Origin of the sequence: Pseudomonas wayambapalatensis, assembly GCF_049942315.1 — a bacterium.
GTDB lineage: Bacteria > Pseudomonadota > Gammaproteobacteria > Pseudomonadales > Pseudomonadaceae > Aquipseudomonas > Aquipseudomonas wayambapalatensis.
Genome location: NZ_JBNFMU010000233.1, coordinates 37,855 through 55,347, shown reverse-complemented (window position 1 = coordinate 55,347; position 17,493 = coordinate 37,855). Strand labels below are relative to the sequence as shown.

The 17,493-nt window shown below is 61.5% G+C and carries 16 protein-coding genes and 1 pseudogene; 5 read left to right on the top strand and 12 right to left on the bottom strand.

Annotated features, from left to right (window positions below; genetic code table 11):
- The first annotated feature begins 1 nt into the window (after window position 1).
- The 3 genes from ACPZMI_RS23290 (at window position 2) to ACPZMI_RS23280 (ending at window position 2,809) form a co-directional block, all read left to right on the top strand.
- On the top strand, window positions 2-799 hold the full coding sequence (locus tag ACPZMI_RS23290) for a TatD family hydrolase (protein WP_186669578.1): 798 nt from the start codon (window positions 2-4) through the stop codon (window positions 797-799).
- A gap of 87 nt (window positions 800-886) precedes the next feature.
- The gene (locus ACPZMI_RS23285; RefSeq protein WP_426353163.1) at window positions 887-2,365 is read left to right on the top strand and encodes a methyl-accepting chemotaxis protein; all 1,479 of its coding nucleotides are present in this window, start codon (window positions 887-889) and stop codon (window positions 2,363-2,365) included.
- 75 nt (window positions 2,366-2,440) lie between these two features.
- Complete coding sequence (locus ACPZMI_RS23280; protein ID WP_186669581.1) at window positions 2,441-2,809, top strand: Mpo1-like protein; 369 nt, start codon at window positions 2,441-2,443, stop codon at window positions 2,807-2,809.
- A gap of 14 nt (window positions 2,810-2,823) precedes the next feature.
- Here ACPZMI_RS23280 and ACPZMI_RS23275 read toward each other — a convergent pair whose 3' ends face one another.
- From ACPZMI_RS23275 to ACPZMI_RS23265, 3 genes are all read right to left on the bottom strand, one after another.
- Window positions 2,824-3,621, bottom strand: a complete 798-nt coding sequence (locus ACPZMI_RS23275) for an acyl-CoA thioesterase (protein WP_426353162.1) — start codon at window positions 3,619-3,621, stop codon at window positions 2,824-2,826.
- Between the two features lie 94 nt (window positions 3,622-3,715).
- The gene (locus tag ACPZMI_RS23270) at window positions 3,716-4,483 is read right to left on the bottom strand and encodes a CHAD domain-containing protein (RefSeq protein ID WP_426353161.1); all 768 of its coding nucleotides are present in this window, start codon (window positions 4,481-4,483) and stop codon (window positions 3,716-3,718) included.
- A 14-nt stretch (window positions 4,484-4,497) separates the two neighbouring features.
- On the bottom strand, window positions 4,498-4,776 hold the full coding sequence (locus ACPZMI_RS23265; protein ID WP_054892384.1) for a hypothetical protein: 279 nt from the start codon (window positions 4,774-4,776) through the stop codon (window positions 4,498-4,500).
- Between the two features lie 157 nt (window positions 4,777-4,933).
- Between ACPZMI_RS23265 and ACPZMI_RS23260 the strand changes: the two genes are divergently transcribed.
- Window positions 4,934-5,974: a patatin-like phospholipase family protein gene (locus ACPZMI_RS23260; protein ID WP_411384151.1), complete on the top strand. Its 1,041-nt coding sequence runs from the start codon at window positions 4,934-4,936 to the stop codon at window positions 5,972-5,974.
- A 240-nt stretch (window positions 5,975-6,214) separates the two neighbouring features.
- On the opposite strand, the gene ACPZMI_RS23255 is transcribed toward ACPZMI_RS23260, so the two are convergent.
- From ACPZMI_RS23255 to ACPZMI_RS23215, 9 genes are all read right to left on the bottom strand, one after another.
- Entirely contained in the window at window positions 6,215-8,086 is a 1,872-nt protein-coding gene (locus ACPZMI_RS23255; protein WP_426353160.1) for a SurA N-terminal domain-containing protein, read from the bottom strand.
- Window positions 8,087-8,270: 184 nt separating this feature from the next.
- Entirely contained in the window at window positions 8,271-8,543 is a 273-nt protein-coding gene (gene hupB / locus ACPZMI_RS23250) for a nucleoid-associated protein HU-beta (RefSeq protein WP_054892387.1), read from the bottom strand.
- Window positions 8,544-8,695: 152 nt separating this feature from the next.
- Window positions 8,696-11,092 carry an endopeptidase La gene (gene lon / locus ACPZMI_RS23245; protein WP_426353159.1) on the bottom strand — a complete coding sequence of 799 codons (2,397 nt, stop codon included), beginning with the start codon at window positions 11,090-11,092 and terminating at the stop codon, window positions 8,696-8,698.
- Between the two features lie 157 nt (window positions 11,093-11,249).
- A complete protein-coding gene (clpX, locus tag ACPZMI_RS23240) occupies window positions 11,250-12,533 on the bottom strand; it encodes an ATP-dependent Clp protease ATP-binding subunit ClpX (RefSeq protein WP_186669587.1) in 1,284 nt (427 codons plus the stop codon).
- A gap of 108 nt (window positions 12,534-12,641) precedes the next feature.
- Window positions 12,642-13,283 (bottom strand): ATP-dependent Clp endopeptidase proteolytic subunit ClpP, encoded by a 642-nt coding sequence (clpP, locus tag ACPZMI_RS23235; RefSeq protein ID WP_029613529.1) that lies wholly within the window; start codon window positions 13,281-13,283, stop codon window positions 12,642-12,644.
- 91 nt (window positions 13,284-13,374) lie between these two features.
- Window positions 13,375-14,688 carry a trigger factor gene (tig, locus tag ACPZMI_RS23230; RefSeq protein WP_186669588.1) on the bottom strand — a complete coding sequence of 438 codons (1,314 nt, stop codon included), beginning with the start codon at window positions 14,686-14,688 and terminating at the stop codon, window positions 13,375-13,377.
- A 244-nt stretch (window positions 14,689-14,932) separates the two neighbouring features.
- The gene (locus ACPZMI_RS23225) at window positions 14,933-15,232 is read right to left on the bottom strand and encodes a DUF6388 family protein (RefSeq protein WP_426353158.1); all 300 of its coding nucleotides are present in this window, start codon (window positions 15,230-15,232) and stop codon (window positions 14,933-14,935) included.
- An 88-nt stretch (window positions 15,233-15,320) separates the two neighbouring features.
- The gene (locus ACPZMI_RS23220) at window positions 15,321-16,112 is read right to left on the bottom strand and encodes an alpha/beta hydrolase (protein ID WP_346655315.1); all 792 of its coding nucleotides are present in this window, start codon (window positions 16,110-16,112) and stop codon (window positions 15,321-15,323) included.
- A 44-nt stretch (window positions 16,113-16,156) separates the two neighbouring features.
- Window positions 16,157-16,936: a class I SAM-dependent methyltransferase gene (locus tag ACPZMI_RS23215; protein ID WP_186669594.1), complete on the bottom strand. Its 780-nt coding sequence runs from the start codon at window positions 16,934-16,936 to the stop codon at window positions 16,157-16,159.
- 328 nt (window positions 16,937-17,264) lie between these two features.
- Here ACPZMI_RS23215 and ACPZMI_RS23210 point away from each other — a divergent pair.
- Window positions 17,265-17,479: pseudogene (locus tag ACPZMI_RS23210) on the top strand (hypothetical protein); the annotation flags it as partial.
- Window positions 17,480-17,493: the final 14 nt, after the last annotated feature.

Genomic DNA, 17,493 nt, shown 5'->3' with positions numbered 1-17,493 from the left:
CATGCAACTGATCGATATCGGCGTCAACCTGACCAACAGCAGCTTTCACGACCAGCAGGCGGCGATCGTCGAACGCGCCCTGGCCGCCGGCGTGGCGCAGATGGTGGTGACCGGCACCAGCCTAGCCGTCAGCGAAGAGGCCCTGGCGCTGTGCCAGCGCCTGGATGAGGCCGGCAAACACCTGTTCAGCACAGCCGGTGTCCACCCTCACGATGCCAGCCATTGGGAAAGTGCCAGCGAACGCACACTGCGCGATCTGCTGGCCCAGCCGCGGGTGCTCGCCGTAGGTGAATGCGGGCTGGACTTCAACCGAGACTTCTCCCCGCGCCCACAGCAGGAACAAGCCCTGGAGGCGCAACTGGCCCTGGCTGTCGAACTGCAGTTGCCGGTCTTCCTGCATGAGCGCGATGCCAGCGAGCGGTTATTGGCAATCCTCAAGCACTACCGCGACCAGTTGCCAGCGGCCGTGGTGCACTGCTTCACCGGCGAGCGCCAGGCGCTGTTCGCCTACCTCGACCTGGACCTGCACATCGGCATCACCGGCTGGATCTGCGACGAGCGACGTGGGACGCACCTGCATCCGCTGGTAGGCAATATTCCCGAAGGCCGGCTGATGCTCGAAAGCGATGCGCCCTACCTGCTGCCGCGCAGCCTGCGGCCAAAACCGAAGAGCGGACGCAACGAACCGGCGTTCCTGCCTGAAGTACTGCGTGAAGTCGCCTTGCATCGGGGCGAAAGCCTCGAACACTGTGCCCGGCACACCACGGCGACAGCCAAGGATTTCTTCAAGCTCCCTTGACGCATGTCATGAAGGCTTCGCGCGCGAGCGGACACAATGATGGCACCTTGCCAATAATGTTTCCGCTCAACTCAGAGAAGACCTACCATGGGTGCCTGGCTTAGCAATATTTCCCTGAAGTACAAGTTCTGGGCTGTCAATGCAGTGGCCTTCGTAACCACCTTGCTGCTGGTGCTCTACGCGGTGTACCTGGAGCAGCAGGCTCGCGCCGAGTCGGCCCAGGCGCAAGCCGTCGCCCAGGCCGAACTGCTGGCCGCCTGGCCAGCTGCACAACCCCTTCCCCAACTGCCACAAATGATCCGTTGGCAGGATGGCCAGACCCCGAGCTTTGCCGGCGAGCCCCTCGAGGCCCTGCGTGACGGCCAAGGCTGGGTCGCGTTGCCCGCCGCGTGGCTGCTTGGCGACAATCCGTTGCGCGGTGCCCAGGTGCTGCGCCAGAGCAGTCAGCACATTGCCGTGCTGGCAGCATCGCCAAGCCTGCGTCAGGTATTCATCGACCGCTTCAGCAACTACGCGGTGTGCGTGCTGATTCTCATGCTGGCGATGCTTTGCGCTTCGCAGTTGCTGATCCGTTTCCTGCTCAGCCAGCTCAACACCCTCAAGGATGTGATGTTGCACGTGGAAAGAACCGGCGACCTGTCGGCTCGCGTGCCGCTGGCCTGCGGCGACGAAGTGGGCCAGATGGCCGGGGCCTTCAACGCCATGCAGACGACCTACCACCGCGTGGTCAGCACCGTGGCCGACACTGCTGCCCAACTGGACTCGGGCGCGGCGCGCCTGGCGGCGAGCATGGATGATGTGCGCCACGGCATGATCGGCCAGCAGAGCGAAACCGACCAGGCGGCGACGGCGATCAACGAAATGTCCGCCACCGTGCACCATATCGCCCAGCATGCCGGCGCTACCCGCGACCTGTCGCAAAGCGCCGACAGCCTCGCCGGCAGCGGCCAGGAGGTGGTCAGCCGGGTACAGGACTCGATCGCCGGGCTGTCCAGCGGCGTGCAGCAGACGGCCGAAATGATTCGCCAACTGGCGGACGACAGCCAGAAGATCAACAGCGTGGTCAGCGTGATCCACAGCATCGCCGAACAGACCAACCTGCTGGCCCTCAATGCCGCCATCGAGGCGGCACGCGCCGGCGACCTGGGCCGCGGCTTCGCGGTGGTGGCCGACGAAGTACGCAACCTGGCCAAGCGCGTGCAGAACTCCACCAACGAAATCACCACCATGGTGTCCGCACTTCAGGCAGGCACCCGTGATGCCGTAGAGTACATGCAGGAGAGCTCCTATAAAGCCGACGATTGCGTCAAACAGGCCCGCGAAGCCGGGGACGCACTGGCCGAGATCACCCGCGCGGTGGCGCAGATGCGCGAGAGCAATACACAGATCGCCGTGGCCGCCGAGCAGCAGAGCCAGGTCGCCGAGGAGATGAATCGGGCAGTGGTGAGCATCCGCGACGTCACCGAAGAAACCGTACAGCAGACCGTCGGATCGGCCACTACCAGCAACGCGCTGGCGACCCTCGCCGGCGAGCTGAACAAAGCCATTGGCCAGCTCAAGCTATAGTCCCAATAAACAGCCTCGATTGGCCCCCTGCGGGGGGCCGCACTAAGCTTTGGACATGACCAAGGGGAATCGTCCATGAGCAAACGTCTGCCGAATCTGCCCGCCTGGCAATGGCGCGGCTACCACCATAATCACCGGCACCCGACCAACCTGGTGCTGCACCTGATTGCCGTACCGCTGTTCATCCTTGGTGCCTTGCTGGTGCTTTCAGGCCTGTTCTCGCTCGACATCACCCAGCTTGCCGTAGGCGTGATCGCCCTGATCGCAGGGCTTGGCATGCAGCGCCAGGGCCATCGCCTGGAGGCCGAGCAACCCGAGCCGTTCAGCGATCGGCAGGACGCCTTGAAACGTCTGCTAACCGAACAGTTCATCACCTTCCCACGTTTCGTCCTGAGCGGTGGCTGGTGGCGTGCCTGGCGCGAGCGCCACAAGCATCGGCCCTGAACACGCGACAGGGCTCAGGCGAACACCGTCACCGTCTGCCGGCTCAAGGCCAACAAGCGGCCGTCCGCCGACCACAAGCGGGCTGCGGCATGCCCATAACCATCACGGGCGTGCTCGGTCTCTACACAGTACTGGTACCAGTCCTGTGTGGTCAGCTCAGGCAATGGCTGGACGAACTCGATGGTCCAGGTCAGGGTGCTGCCTGCGGCAGGCTGCTTTAGATAAGGCATCAGGCTCGGCGGCCAGGCATCGACCAGCGCCAGCAGGTGCGACACTTCGAGCGGCGCCTTCGGCAGGTCGCGCAGGCGCACCCAGCCACCCATCTGGCGCGATGCGTTGCCGGAGAACGGTAGCCCCCCGATCGCCCAGCGCAGTGCTACCTTGCGCATGAACTCAGGCATGACGCCCTTGATGTAGGGCAGCTCCGGCGCCGAGTCCTCCAGAGCCTTGAACGCTGGCGCTGGCTCAGCCGGCACCTCAACCACCGACGAGCGCCCAGCACCGAAGTTGCCCTGCACCAGCGTCACCACCTGCCCATCCTGAATCGCGCGCCCCAGCAGCGTGCTCACTGCCTTGCCCTCACGCAGCACCTCGGCTTCGAAACGAATCGGCACGTCCGGTGCCGCCGGGCCTACGAAACTGATGGCCAACGAACGCACCGGACGTCCGTCGCTGATCTTCTGGCACATCGCCTCATAGACCAGCGCCGCCATCAACCCGCCAAACGAAGCGCGGCCCTGGGCCCAGTCTGCAGGGATACTGACCGCCGCAGGATTGCGGCGCACAGCCTTTAGCAGTTCATCGAAATTCATGGAAGTCCTTGGCCTCTATCGACAACGGGGGTCAAGGCGCATGGTAACCAGCGGGCTGGCGCAGGGCAGCCCGCATATCGGTCATTTACTGGGGTTATCGACGCGACAGAGCCTTGCGCAACGACTCCAAGGTGGCATCGCAGGTGCGCTCGACCTCCTGCAACTCGGTTTCCCAGGCCGCCTTGCACGGCGCCAGGTCGGGATGCTCGCGCAACTGCAGCAACCATTGAACACGATCATGCCAATCGCCCAGGTCCCCTTGCGCCTGCTTGAGCAGCTTCTGAAGCTTCTTCGCCGCGTGGCGCAACTGCGGGTAGGCTTCATCGCCGTAGCGCACCCGCTTGATCAACAGACGCAAGCGATGCCGGTCGTGGGCCGGATCGTCGATGGCCGCTTCCAGCTTGCGCCATTGCTTGCGCAGGCGTTTGTCGATGCGCGTGCCCAAGTCATTCGCAAGGCCTTCGCGTTGCGAAGCACGCAGGAACAGCGGGAACGAATCCAGTATCGCCAGCAGCCGGGTCAACTGCGGGCTGGCAGCCACACTGGCGAACGTCGCCGCCCTGCCCTGCAGGCGCCGCTGCCCGGCCTGCACATACCCCGCAGAGATCAACTGCGCGGCCAGCACCTCGCGGTCGCGCAAGGGCGTGGTGAGCGTGCCCAGCGATTTCGCGGCATCCTCCAACTGCTCGACACCCGGCAGCTCGCGCAAGGGTCGCAGCAGGCTGCGCAGGCGCCTGACGGTAGTGCGCAGGTCGTGCAAGGCTTCGCTGTCGGTATCGGCGGCCAGGCGTTCCCGGCAGGCCAACAGACGCACCTGCAGGGCCAAGATCTGAACGACTACATGGTCGAGCATGGCGGGCATGTCAGCCTCCTCCGTCAACGGCCTGCACGGGACTCACGGATATAGAACCGCGCTCGCTCGGCTTTGCTGCTGCACCCCTCGAACGCCTCGAACTGCTGCTGGGTCTTGGCGCCGGTCAGCAGCGACAACGCCTTGGAGTAGCTCACGGTACCCGCAAACCCTTCGGCCTTGGCGAGGTCGAGCTCCTTCCAGGCGGCATCCAACTGGGTCGCGCAACTGTCGCGATAGGCCGTCTTGCCCGCACAGCCAGCAAGGGCCAGGGCAATCAGGGGAAGGCAGATCCAGGCTTTCATCAAGTATTACCTCAGGAAGGACAAAACAGTCGCTGTTCGACGGCCGGCAACGTGAAAAGTGCCATGCTCAGCGTAGCCCAGCGCGCAACGACATTGAAGCACGGGCAGCAATGGGTGCATTGTGGGAACACGCGCGAAATGCCTTGGGGGAAAAAGTATGAGCAAGCGTGTCGCACTGGTGCTCGGTTCGGGCGGTGCCCGGGGATATGCGCACATCGGCGTGATCGAGGAGATCGAGCGTCGCGGCTACGAAATCGCCTGCATCGCTGGCTGCTCGATGGGTGCTGTGATTGGTGGCATCTATGCCGCCGGCAAGCTCGACGAGTATCGCCGCTGGATCGAAAGCCTGGATTATCTCGACGTGCTGCGCCTGGTGGATGTGAGCTTTCGCCTGGGCGCCATCCGCGGCGACAAGGTATTTGGGCAAATCCGCAAGATCGTCGGCGAGATCAACATCGAACAATTGCGAATCCCCTATACCGCCGTTGCCACCGACCTGACCAACCAGCAGGAGATCTGGTTCCAGGAAGGCTGCCTGCACCAGGCCATGCGCGCCTCGGCGGCGATCCCCAGCCTGTTCACGCCCGTCATGCAGGGCAACCGCATGCTGGTCGATGGCGGCATTCTCAATCCACTGCCGATCGTCCCAGTGGTGTCCAGCCACTGCGACCTGATCATCGCGGTCAACCTCAACGCCACCAATCAGAAACAGTACCAGTTGCCGGTGATCGAACGCCCGGCGGCGTTCAGGATGCGTTTCGAATCGGTGATCAGTTCGCTGGGGGCACGCATGCCGTTTCGCCGCAAGCCGGCCGAGCAACTGATGCGTATCGAACAGGAAATCGTCGCCGAACGCATGAGCCAGACAAACCCGTGGCTGAGTGAATCCGCCGACCCGGAAAGCCAGCAACCGGCAGCGGCACCGGAGCGCGAAGGCGCCCCGAAGTCGGCGACCGGTTCGTTCATCATCGATAACGTCGGGCCTGCCTCGCTACTCGACCTGATCAACCAAAGCTTCGAGGTGATGCAGACTTCGCTGGCACAGTACAAGATCGCAGGGTATCCACCGGATGTACTGATCAATGTACCGAAACGGGTATGCCGGTTCTTCGAGTTCTACAAGGCGCCGGAGCTGATTGCCCTGGGACGGGAGATTGCCCGGGATACGCTGGACAGTCATGAGGGGGAGCGGCGATAGCGCTCCTGTAGGCGGTAATCTTTTCGCGGGCAAGTCGGGGCGCCGAACTGCCGCTGCGACTTGCCCGCGAAAAAGACACCGCGCTGCCTGGCACGGGCTACGCCCGTGTTCGCGGGCAAGCCCGCTCCCACAGGGGGTGGGCTGGCCTCTAGATTTTGAACAAGACAGTTGCTCCTGCAGAGTAGATGCCGGAAACGAAACAGGCCGCATAAGCGGCCTGTTTCGTTACGACGACAGCACTCAGTAACGGGTGATGTCGGCGCTGGCTTCCAGTTGCTTGCGGAAGGCTGCAAAGTCCTGCTGGCCGGCGCGCGAAGCGAGGTAGCGACGAATCTGCACCTTCTCCTCGTCAGAGGCGGCAGCACCTTCGTTGACACCCTTGAGCTGCAGTACGACCAGGCTGCCGTCACCCAGGACAACACTGCCGTAGACCGGCTTGTCCTTGGACTCAGGCTTGGCCATGCGGAACGCGGCCTGCAGTTCGGCCGGGTCGATGCCTTCCTGGCTGCGGGTCACCGCCTCCTGCACCTTCCACTTCTGCCCTTCGTAGTCGGCGCCCTTGGCGATCGACCCATCACGCAGGCCGGCAATCAGCTTGTCCGCCTTGGCCTTGAGCTCGGCGGTCGCCTTCTCCTTGGCCAAGTGTTCGCTGATGTTCTTCGACACGGCTTCCAGCGCCAGTTGCTCCGGCTTGCGGTGCTCTTTCACACGCAGTACCACCACGGTTTCAGGGTCCAGCTCCAGGGCAGTGCTGTTGGCGCCTTCGTCCATCACCTCTTCACTGAACGCCGCCTGGATCACCGAACGGTTGGCGGTGATGCCCTCGCCGCCTTCACGGCCGAACGGTGCCGAAGTCTGTACCTTCAAGCCCAGCTCCTGCGCAGGTTGCGCCAGGTCGGAGGCTTCGAAGGCCGAGTCTTCCAGTTGCTTGGTGACTTCGACGAACTTCTGCTCGACCTGCTGGGTTTTCAGCTCGTGGGTCAGCTTGTCCTTCAGGCTGGCGAAGGTCGGCACTTCAGGTGCCTCGACACCCAGCAGCTTGATCAGGTGGTAGCCGTACTCGGTGCGAACCGGTGCCGACACCTGGTCCTTGTTCAACTTGTACAGGGCATCCTCGAAGGCCGGGTCATAGACACCCGGACCTGCAAAGCCGAGGTCACCGCCATTGGCCGCCGAGCCCGGGTCCTGGGAGAACTCCTTGGCCAACTTGGCGAAGTCCTCGCCCTTGGACAGGCGCTGCTGAATTTCTTCGATGCGGGCCTTGGCCTGGGCGTCGTCGGTCTTGCCGTTGACTTCGATCAGGATGTGCGCAGCGCGGCGCTGCTCCGCGAGGTTGGCGATTTCCTTTTCGTACAGCGCCTTGAGCTCGTCTTCGTTGACCGAAACCTGGTCGAAGAACGCAGACTTCTTCAGCTCGATGTAATCGATGACCACCTGATCAGGGGTCATGAATTCCTTGGCGTGCTGGTCGTAATGGGCCTTGACCTCTTCATCGCTCACCTTGACCGCAGCCGGGTTGGCCTTGAAGGTCAGCGAAGCGAAATCGCGGGTCTGGTTCTCCAGACGGGCGAAGGCGTCGACTTGATTGTCGGTAACGAAGCTGCTGCCTGCCAGGCCGGTACGCAGCTGGCCGATGAGCATTTCCTGGGCGAGCATTTCACGGAACTGCATGCGACCGTAGCCCATCTGGCGGATGACGGCGTCAAAGCGCTCGGCGCTGAACTTGCCATCGACCTGGAACTCAGGCGTCTGCAGGATCAACTGATCCAGTGCAGCTTCGGAGAAAGCGAACTTGGCGTCTTCGGCGCCCTGCAACAGCAGCTTGCGATCGATCAGCCCCTTGAGCGCGGCTTCACGCAGCATCTTCTCGTCCAGCATCGCCGGATCGAAATCCTTGCCCAGCTGTTGCATCAGCTGGCGGCGCTGCATGTCGACGGCCTGGCTCAGCTCGTTCTGGCTGATGGTCTGGCCATTGACCTTGGCGGCATCCTGGCTGTGGCTGGCGGCCTGGAAGATGGCCTCGAAACCGGTCAGTGCCATCAGCACGACGATGAGGCCAATGATGGTCTTGGCAATCCAACCCTGTGAATTGTCCCTGATATTCTGCAGCATGCGTCCCCCAGAAACGGTCGTACCACTGCATCGACAACCGCGGAGAGTGGGTAGAATCCTGATAAAAGAAAGGCGCATCCGAGGATGCGCCTTTTCTTAGCAAACGTGGCAGGCGGGAACGTTTGCGGCCCCCGCCGCTACGTGCTCGGACCTGGCCAGGCCGGGTCCGGCTGAAAGAGACGACTTAGTTGACGGCGTCTTTCAGGCCTTTGCCAGCTTTGAAGCCTGGAACCTTGGCAGCAGCGATCTTGATCGCCTTGCCGGTTTGTGGGTTACGGCCGGTGCGCTCAGCGCGCTCCTTGACGGAGAAGGTACCAAAGCCAACCAGAACGACGTCGTCGCCTGCTTTCAGGGCACCGGTTACGGAGTCAATTACTGCGTCCAGCGCGCGGCCGGCTACAGCTTTCGGGATGTCAGCAGAAGCGGCGATAGCGTCAATCAGTTCCGACTTGTTCACTCTAAGTCCCCTTATTTCTCTATTGAGTTTGTTTCTAAGTATGTAATGAAAAGCTTATGAAACGATCATTGGGTGGCCTGTTGACACTGGCGTGCCGCTTTATAGCAAGGCCCCGAAAAAGCTGTCAACCAAAGGCCCCAATGAGATACGAACTAGTGCGTGCTAATTCTTTCCTTAGCATCGCTGTCGCGCTTCTCTTCTTTCGCGACAATCTCCGGAGCCACATCTGGCAAGGGCTCCGGGGCGTATTGCAGCGCAATTTGCAGGACCTCGTCAATCCATTTAACCGGTTTGATTTGCAGATCCTGTTTTATATTTTCAGGAATCTCCTTCAGGTCACGCACATTTTCCTCGGGAATGATGACTGTCTTGATCCCGCCGCGGTGCGCCGCAAGCAGTTTTTCCTTCAGCCCACCGATGGCAAGCACCTGGCCGCGCAGGGTGATTTCACCGGTCATCGCCACGTCGGCACGCACCGGAATCTGGGTCAGCGCCGAGACCAGTGCAGTGCACATGCCGATACCGGCACTCGGGCCATCCTTGGGCGTAGCGCCCTCAGGCATGTGGATGTGCACGTCGTGCTTCTCGTGGAAATCGGCAGCGATGCCCAGGCTGCGGGCGCGGCTGCGTACCACGGTCTGCGCGGCGGTGATCGATTCGACCATGACATCGCCGAGCGAGCCGGTCTTGATCAACTGCCCCTTGCCCGGAATCACCACCGCCTCGATGGTCAGCAGTTCACCGCCGACCTGGGTCCAGGCAAGGCCTGTGACCTGGCCGATCTGGTCCTGGGTTTCGGCCAGACCATAACGGAACTTGCGCACACCCAGCAGGTGTTCGAGCTGCTCGCCGGTGACCTTGACCTTCACCTGCTTGTTGCCGGCATGCTCCTTGACCACCTTGCGGCAGACCTTGGCAATCTGGCGCTCCAGGCCACGCACACCGGCCTCTCGAGTGTAATAGCGGATGATGTCGCGGATCGCGGCGACATCGACTTCCAGCTCTTCCTTCTTGAGGCCGTTGGCCTTGACCTGCTTGGGCACCAGGTACTTGACCGCAATGTTGACCTTCTCGTCCTCGGTGTAGCCTGGCAGACGAATGATCTCCATCCGGTCCAGCAACGCTGGCGGGATGTTCATCGAGTTGGAGGTGCACAGGAACATCACGTCCGAGAGGTCGTAGTCGACTTCCAGGTAGTGATCGTTGAAGTTGTGGTTCTGCTCGGGGTCGAGCACTTCCAGCAGTGCCGAGGCGGGATCGCCGCGCATGTCACTGCCCATCTTGTCGATTTCGTCGAGCAGGAACAGCGGGTTGCGCACCCCGACCTTGGTCATCTTCTGGATCAGACGCCCCGGCATCGAACCGATGTAGGTACGGCGGTGGCCACGGATCTCGGCCTCGTCACGCACACCGCCCAATGCCATGCGCACGAACTTGCGGTTGGTGGCGGAGGCGATCGACTCGGCCAGCGACGTCTTGCCCACGCCGGGCGGACCGACCAGGCACAGCACGGGGCCGCGGATCTTCTTCACGCGCTTCTGGACTGCGAGGTACTCGAGGATACGCTCCTTCACCTCTTCCAGGCCGTAGTGGTCGGAATCGAGGATCTCCTCGGCCTTGGCCAGGTCCAGACGCACCTTGCTCTGGGCTTTCCAGGGCACCTGCACCAGCCAGTCGAGGTAAGAGCGTACCACCGTGGCCTCGGCGGACATCGGCGACATCTGCTTGAGCTTGTTCAGCTCGGCCTGGGCCTTGGTCAGGGCATCCTTGGGCAGGCCAGCGGCATCGATTCGCTTTTTCAGCTCTTCGACTTCGTTGTGCCCTTCATCACCATCACCGAGCTCCTTCTGAATGGCCTTCATCTGCTCATTCAGGTAGTACTCGCGCTGGCTGCGCTCCATCTGCTTCTTGACCCGGCCACGGATGCGTTTCTCGACCTGCAGCAGGTCGATTTCGGCGTCCAGCAGCGCCAGCACGTGCTCGACACGGGCCGACAGGTCGATGATCTCGAGGATTTCCTGCTTCTGTTCGATCTTCAGCGCCATGTGCGCGGCCATGGTATCGACCAGGCGCCCCGGCTCTTCGATGCTGTTGAGCGAGGACAGCACTTCGGCAGGCACTTTCTTGCCCAGCTGAACGTACTGTTCGAACTGCGACAGCAGGCTGCGCACGAACACTTCGGACTCGCGCTCAGCCGCCTCGACCTCGTCGATCAGGCTGACTTCGGCGCGAACGTGGCCTTCGACCTCGGTGAAGCGCTCGACCGCACCGCGCTGCTCGCCTTCGACCAGCACCTTGACGGTGCCATCAGGCAGCTTGAGCAGTTGCAGGACGGTAGCAATGGTGCCGACGCGATACAGGGCATCTTCGCCCGGATCGTCGTCGGCCGGGTTCTTCTGGGCCAGCAGGAGGATCTGCTTTTCGCCCGTCATCGCGGCCTCTAGGGCTTCGATGGACTTCTCGCGTCCCACGAACAGCGGGATAACCATGTGCGGATAAACGACGACATCGCGCAATGGCAAAAGAGGCAAGTCGAGGGTGGTCTTCATGATTTCGCCTCTACAGCGGCCTTGGGGCCGGAAACCGGTGGAAATAGTGCTTGGAGCTAATGTGGGGGCAGGTCCGCAAAAATACAAGCCGCTGGCGCCAGAAAAGCAGAAAGGGGCCCATGGGCCCCTTTCTGTTTCAACGTGTCAGGCGTGCGACTCAGGCGTCAGGCACGGCCTTGGCTTGCGGCTCGCTGTTCTCGTAGATCAGCAGCGGCTGCGAAGTACCGTCGATAACGCTCTCGTCGATCACCACCTTGCTGACATCCTTCTGCGAAGGAATCTCGTACATGGTGTCGAGCAGCACGCCTTCGAGGATCGAACGCAGGCCACGGGCGCCGGTCTTGCGCTCCAGAGCCTTGCGAGCAACGGCCTTGAGGGCGTCGCTGCGGAACTCGAGGTCCACGCTTTCCATCTCGAACAGCTTGGCGTATTGCTTGGTCAGGGCGTTCTTCGGCTCGGTGAGAATCTGCATCAAGGCAGCTTCGTCCAGCTCGTCGAGCGTGGCCAGAACCGGCAAGCGACCGACGAATTCCGGAATCAGGCCAAACTTGACCAGATCGTCCGGCTCGACTTCGCGCAGCGACTCACCCACCTTCTTGCCTTCCTGCTTGCTGCGCACTTGCGCGCCGAATCCGATACCACCTTTGGTGGAGCGGTTCTGGATGACCTTCTCGAGACCCGAGAATGCGCCACCGCAGATGAACAGGATGTTACGCGTGTCGACCTGCAGGAACTCCTGCTGCGGGTGCTTGCGGCCACCCTGGGGCGGCACGGAGGCCACGGTGCCCTCGATCAGCTTCAGCAGTGCCTGCTGCACGCCTTCGCCCGAAACGTCACGGGTGATGGACGGGTTGTCCGACTTGCGCGAGATCTTGTCGATCTCGTCGATGTAGACGATGCCCATCTGGGCCTTTTCCACATCGTAGTCGCACTTCTGCAACAGCTTCTGAATGATGTTCTCGACGTCCTCACCCACATAACCGGCTTCGGTCAGGGTGGTGGCGTCGGCAATGGTGAACGGCACGTTCAACAGGCGCGCAAGGGTTTCGGCGAGCAGGGTCTTGCCCGAGCCGGTAGGCCCGATCAGGAGGATGTTGCTCTTGCCGAGTTCGACCTCGTCGCCCTTCTTGTCACGCTGGTTCAGGCGCTTGTAGTGGTTGTACACCGCTACGGCAAGCACCTTCTTGGCGCGCTCCTGACCAATGACGTACTGGTCCAGGATGCCGCTGATTTCTTTCGGCGAAGGTAGTTTGTGCGCGTTGCTCTCGGCCTGGGCTTCCTGCACCTCCTCTCGGATGATGTCGTTGCACAGGTCGACGCACTCGTCGCAGATAAATACCGAGGGCCCGGCAATCAATTTGCGCACTTCGTGCTGGCTTTTGCCGCAGAAGGAGCAATAGAGCAATTTGCCGTTGTCCTCGCCGTTACGGGTGTCAGTCATTCGATCGATCCAATCCGGTAGGCTTGCAACACAAGATGAAGGCAATTGCGGGCTTTTTCAAGTCCGCAGGCGGGCCCTTTCGGCGCCCGCCCGCTCTGGCGCCTGGGCTCAGGATACCAGTTGCCGCTTGTCGTAGACCGAGTCGACCAGGCCGTACTCGGCCGCGCGCGAGGCGCTCATGAAGTTGTCACGCTCGGTGTCGCGCTTGATGGTCTCGAGGTCCTGGCCGGTGTGGAAGGCCAGCAGCTCGTTCAGGCGCGCCTTGATGCTGAGGATTTCCTGGGCGTGGATCTCGATGTCGGTCGCCTGGCCCTGGAAGCCGCCCAGCGGCTGGTGAATCATCACGCGCGAGTTCGGCAGGCAGTGACGCTTGCCTGCCGCACCAGCGGCCAGCAGGAAGGCGCCCATGCTGCAGGCCTGGCCGATGCAGATCGTGGAGACGTCCGGCTTGATGAACTGCATGGTGTCGTAGATCGACATGCCTGCGGTGACCGAGCCACCCGGCGAGTTGATGTACAGATGGATATCCTTGTCCGGGTTTTCCGCTTCAAGGAACAGCAGCTGCGCCACAACCAGGTTGGCCATGTAGTCCTCTACAGGACCCACCAGGAAGATCACACGCTCCTTCAACAGGCGCGAGTAGATGTCGTAGGCACGTTCGCCACGGGCGGACTGCTCGATAACCATCGGGACCAGACCGCCTGCGGCCTGGATGTCAGAGCTCTGCTGAATATAAGAATTGCGGGACATGTCCTGCACTCACTCCCAAATAGTCATGGCTTTAATAACGCACAAGCCAGCCCGAAGGCTGGCTTGTGGGGTTTCCTACGAGAGTAGCAAATCACTCAGCTTCGGCAGGAGCCTGTGCTGGCTTGACAGCCTCTTCGTACGAGACCGACTTGTCGGTCACAGTCGCTTTCTGCAGGACAGTATCTACAACTTGCTCTTCCAGCACAACCGAACGGACTTCGTTCAGTTGCTGGTCGTTCTTGTAGTACCAGTTGATGACCTGCTCAGGCTCCTGGTAAGCGGAAGCCATTTCCTCGATCATCTCGCGAACCTTGGCGTCGTCCGGCTTCAGTTCGAACTGCTTGACCACCTCGGCGACGATCAGACCCAGAACCACGCGGCGCTTGGCTTGCTCTTCGAACAGCTCGGCCGGCAGTTGCTCAGGCTTGATGTTGCCACCGAACTGCTGGACAGCCTGCACGCGCAGACGGTTGACCTCGTTTTCCAGCAGGGCTTTCGGCACGTCGACCGGGTTGGCGGCCAGCAGACCGTCCATGACCTGGTTCTTGACCTTGGCCTTGATGGCCTGGCGCAGTTCACGCTCCATGTTCTTGCGAACTTCGGTGCGGAAGCCTTCCAGGGTGGTTTCCTTGATGCCGAACTGGGCGAAGAAGGCTTCGTTCAGTTCTGGCAGCACAGGTGCGGAAACGCTGTTGACGGTGATGGTGAACTCGGCGGCCTTGTTGGCCAGGTCCAGGTTCTGGTAGTCCTCGGGGAAGGTCACGTTGACAACGCGCTCTTCGCCGGCCTTGGCGCCAACCAGGCCATCTTCGAAGCCTGGGATCATGCGGCCGGAACCCAGCACCAGCTGGGTGCCCTTGGCCGAACCACCGGCGAAGGCCTCACCGTCGATCTTGCCGACGAAGTCGATGTTGACCTGGTCGTCTTTCTCGGCGGCACGCTCGACGGCTTCGAAACGGACGTTCTGCTTGCGCAGCACTTCCAGCATGTTGTCCAGGTCGGCGTCAGCGACGTCGGCGCTCAGGCGCTCGACGTTGATCGACTCGAAGCCGGCAACGGTGAATTCAGGGAAGACTTCGAAGATGGCGACGAACTCGAGGTCCTTGCCTTTCTCGAACGACTTGGGCTCCACAGCCGGGGCGCCAGCCGGGTTCAGCTTCTGCTCGACCACAGCTTCATAGAAGGAGGCCTGGACCAGGTCACCGAAGGCTTCCTGGCGGGCAGCGTCTTCGTAACGCTGACGAATAACGCTCATTGGCACCTTGCCTGGACGGAAGCCCGGGACCTTGGCGCGACGGGCAGTCTGTTGCAGACGCTTGTTGACTTCGTTCTCGACGCGCTCGGCCGGAACGGCGATGGTCATGCGGCGCTCGAGAGCGGAAGTGTTTTCAACAGAAACTTGCATGGATATTCCTCGTTGCACAGACGTTAGCCGGCGATAGCCCGACTCCAGAATCAAGGGCGAATATTCTAGTGACTCACGCACCAGAAGTCACCCCACTCGGGACGACGGACAACCACGCCGGTCGATTTCGTTTACAGGCCGGCGCAAAAATGCGTCAGGCCTCGTTACTCAAGGGCTGCGCACCACTTTGGAGGGCGCACGCCGAAAAAACTTGTCAAACAGTTACAGCTGCAGAGCCGGCCCGTTACTGCGGGTCGATTTCATTGAACTGGCAATACTCTTCCCACGACATGCCCAGCGCCTCGGCCACCTCGCGGTGAGTCTCCAGGCGCATGGCCTGCAATTGCTCCTGGCTTTCGGCGATCAACTGCAGGGCCAGTTCCCAGGGCTCGACACCCTGCTCTTGCGCCGCATCCTCGAACGCCCACTCGACTTGCTGAGCCTGCTCGCGCGCGTCAAGCTCGTGGATCTCCTCGAGCAATTGCGGGTTGGCCTCGCGAAATCGCTGCAGCGCCAACGCCTGGCGCGCTTCTTTGGCAATCATCGGTATTTCCCCTGCCGGTCACCGACCGGTGTTTCAACCGGCTGAAATCTATCAGCTTTTATAGCGTTGCCACCAGAGGGCAAGCCCCTCAATCCTTCAGGCCGACAGGCGCACACGCCAGCGGCCGCTGCCGCCAGCTCGACCAGGCCTGCTGCCAGCCCTGCTCATGGGTCACGCCTGGCAGGGAAACCAGCTCAAGACAACGTGCCACTCCCAATTGCCGCGCATAAAACGCTGCAACGCCAGCAGGCACCTGACGATCCTCTGCACCCAGCAGATGGCGCTGGGGAATACGCGCCAGACGCTCCCGATACTGCAAAGGTTCGAGCGACCCTTCCAGCGGCGTCAGCTCACGCATTCGCACCCATTCAGCCGGACTCAGATTGCCGGCCAGAGTCTGGACCTGCCACACATCCTCACGCCGCCCCGCCAGCAACAAGGCAAGCGCGCCACCACCGGAATAGCCCACCAACTCGAAGCCTTGATTGCCATAACGTGCCCTCAGTTGGTCGAGCGCCTGACCAAGACTGTCCAGCACTTCGGGGGAAAACCGCCGCCCCGCCCACAGCGTCGGCGTGCAACCGGACGCCTGAACGAACTGGCAAGGCCGCGCTATATATAAGGAAGGTGTCGGATCCTGCATGGCCAGGTCGACCACCAGAGTCTGCCGCGGCGTAGGGTCCAGACTCGGCTGCGAGGGCGTGACCCAGGCATGGCCGTCACCCTCCAGATAAAGCCGTAGCACGTTGGCTGCGGGCATCCGCGCGGGCGCCACGACCAGCAGTGGAAAGCTTTCCAGCGCCAGCACCTGTACCTCACGACCGTACTCGGCAGCCCTGTGCTCCAGCGCTTCGCGCGGCGACTGGCATGCTGCGAGCACAAGAGCACCCACAACAGCCAGTACACCCCTTCCCCACATCGAAATCAGACGAAGCTGAGGTTGTGACGCTGGGCACCATATACCACGCGCGCGGCGGTAATCAGCTGGTGAGGGATCTCGACGTAAGGGACGTCGGAGTTGCTCAGCGCCATGTCGAACAATTGCACCAGCACGGAATTGCGGCGCACCAGGATCACATCAGACCAATCGGTGTTGGTCATGGCCACCGGAATGAAGTCCGAACGCTTCATGAAGCTGCCCAGCGCCTCCAGCACGCCCAGGTTCTGCTTGGTGCCATTGGCACTGAAGCAGCAGTCGTTGAGCATCATGATGCCGTCCGGGCCGAGCAGCTCCTGGTAGTACATCATGTCGCGCAGGACGTACTCGTACTGGTGGTTGGCATCCACGTAGACGAAATCGAACTGCTCGATGCCGGTCTGCTCGCGGATCTTGTCGATCGCACCGATGGTTTCGGAGCGAATCACCGTGACCTCGGGCATGTCGACGAACTTTGATACACACTCCTGGTACAAGCGGTCCCAGGTCGCATCGTCGTGCAGCGAGCCACCATAGTAGTACTCGTAGTCGTCCACCGGAGAGACCCAAGGCGGCAACTGATCGAATGGACTGTAAGCCTTGTTCGCCTCCTTGCTCCAACTGTCGGCCAGCACCATGCGCTCTGGCGTCAGTGCTGCGCGCAGCTTGAGGGCGTTCTCGCCACGCAGCACACCGAGCTCGGCAACCACCGGGCGTTTTTCCAGCGCATTGAAAACCGCGCCAACCACGTAATACAGACTATCCCTATGCGTGCTGCAGACTTTCATGTTCGTTCCTTTATTCGCGGAATCGCATCAACGCCAAACGCCAAGCAAGAATCCGACCAGCCGCCAACACCGAGGCCCAACCCGCATTAACACTGGACTGGGAGGTGATGCCGAATGATGAACACAAAAAATCCCGCCAGCGAAATGACACGGATGCGCCAGAATTCCGCTGCCCTGGGAATTTGCTGCAGACATGAAAAATGCCGCACAAGGCGGCATTTTCAGGAGATTTTCATGCGTTTGACCGACTGACGCGCAGCCTCGGCGTGACCATGAAAGGTCGTCGCATCGCCATTCGAGTGCGGCCATGACCAACTACCAGAAAGCCATCACCCTCGACCTCAGCCAGATCGGCGAGTCGGCTCAGGCCAAGATCAAGCACAAGCTGGCCTTCAAGGCGCCGACCAAGCGCGGCGACCGCAGCGAGAACACCAGCCTTGACACGCCGATGCACGTCAACGCCGATGGCAAGCTCTCCCTGTTCCCCGAAAAGCACGCCAACTCTTTACTTGCGATGAAGCGCCGGTGCACCCGCGCTCCTGATCCCCTATCCCACC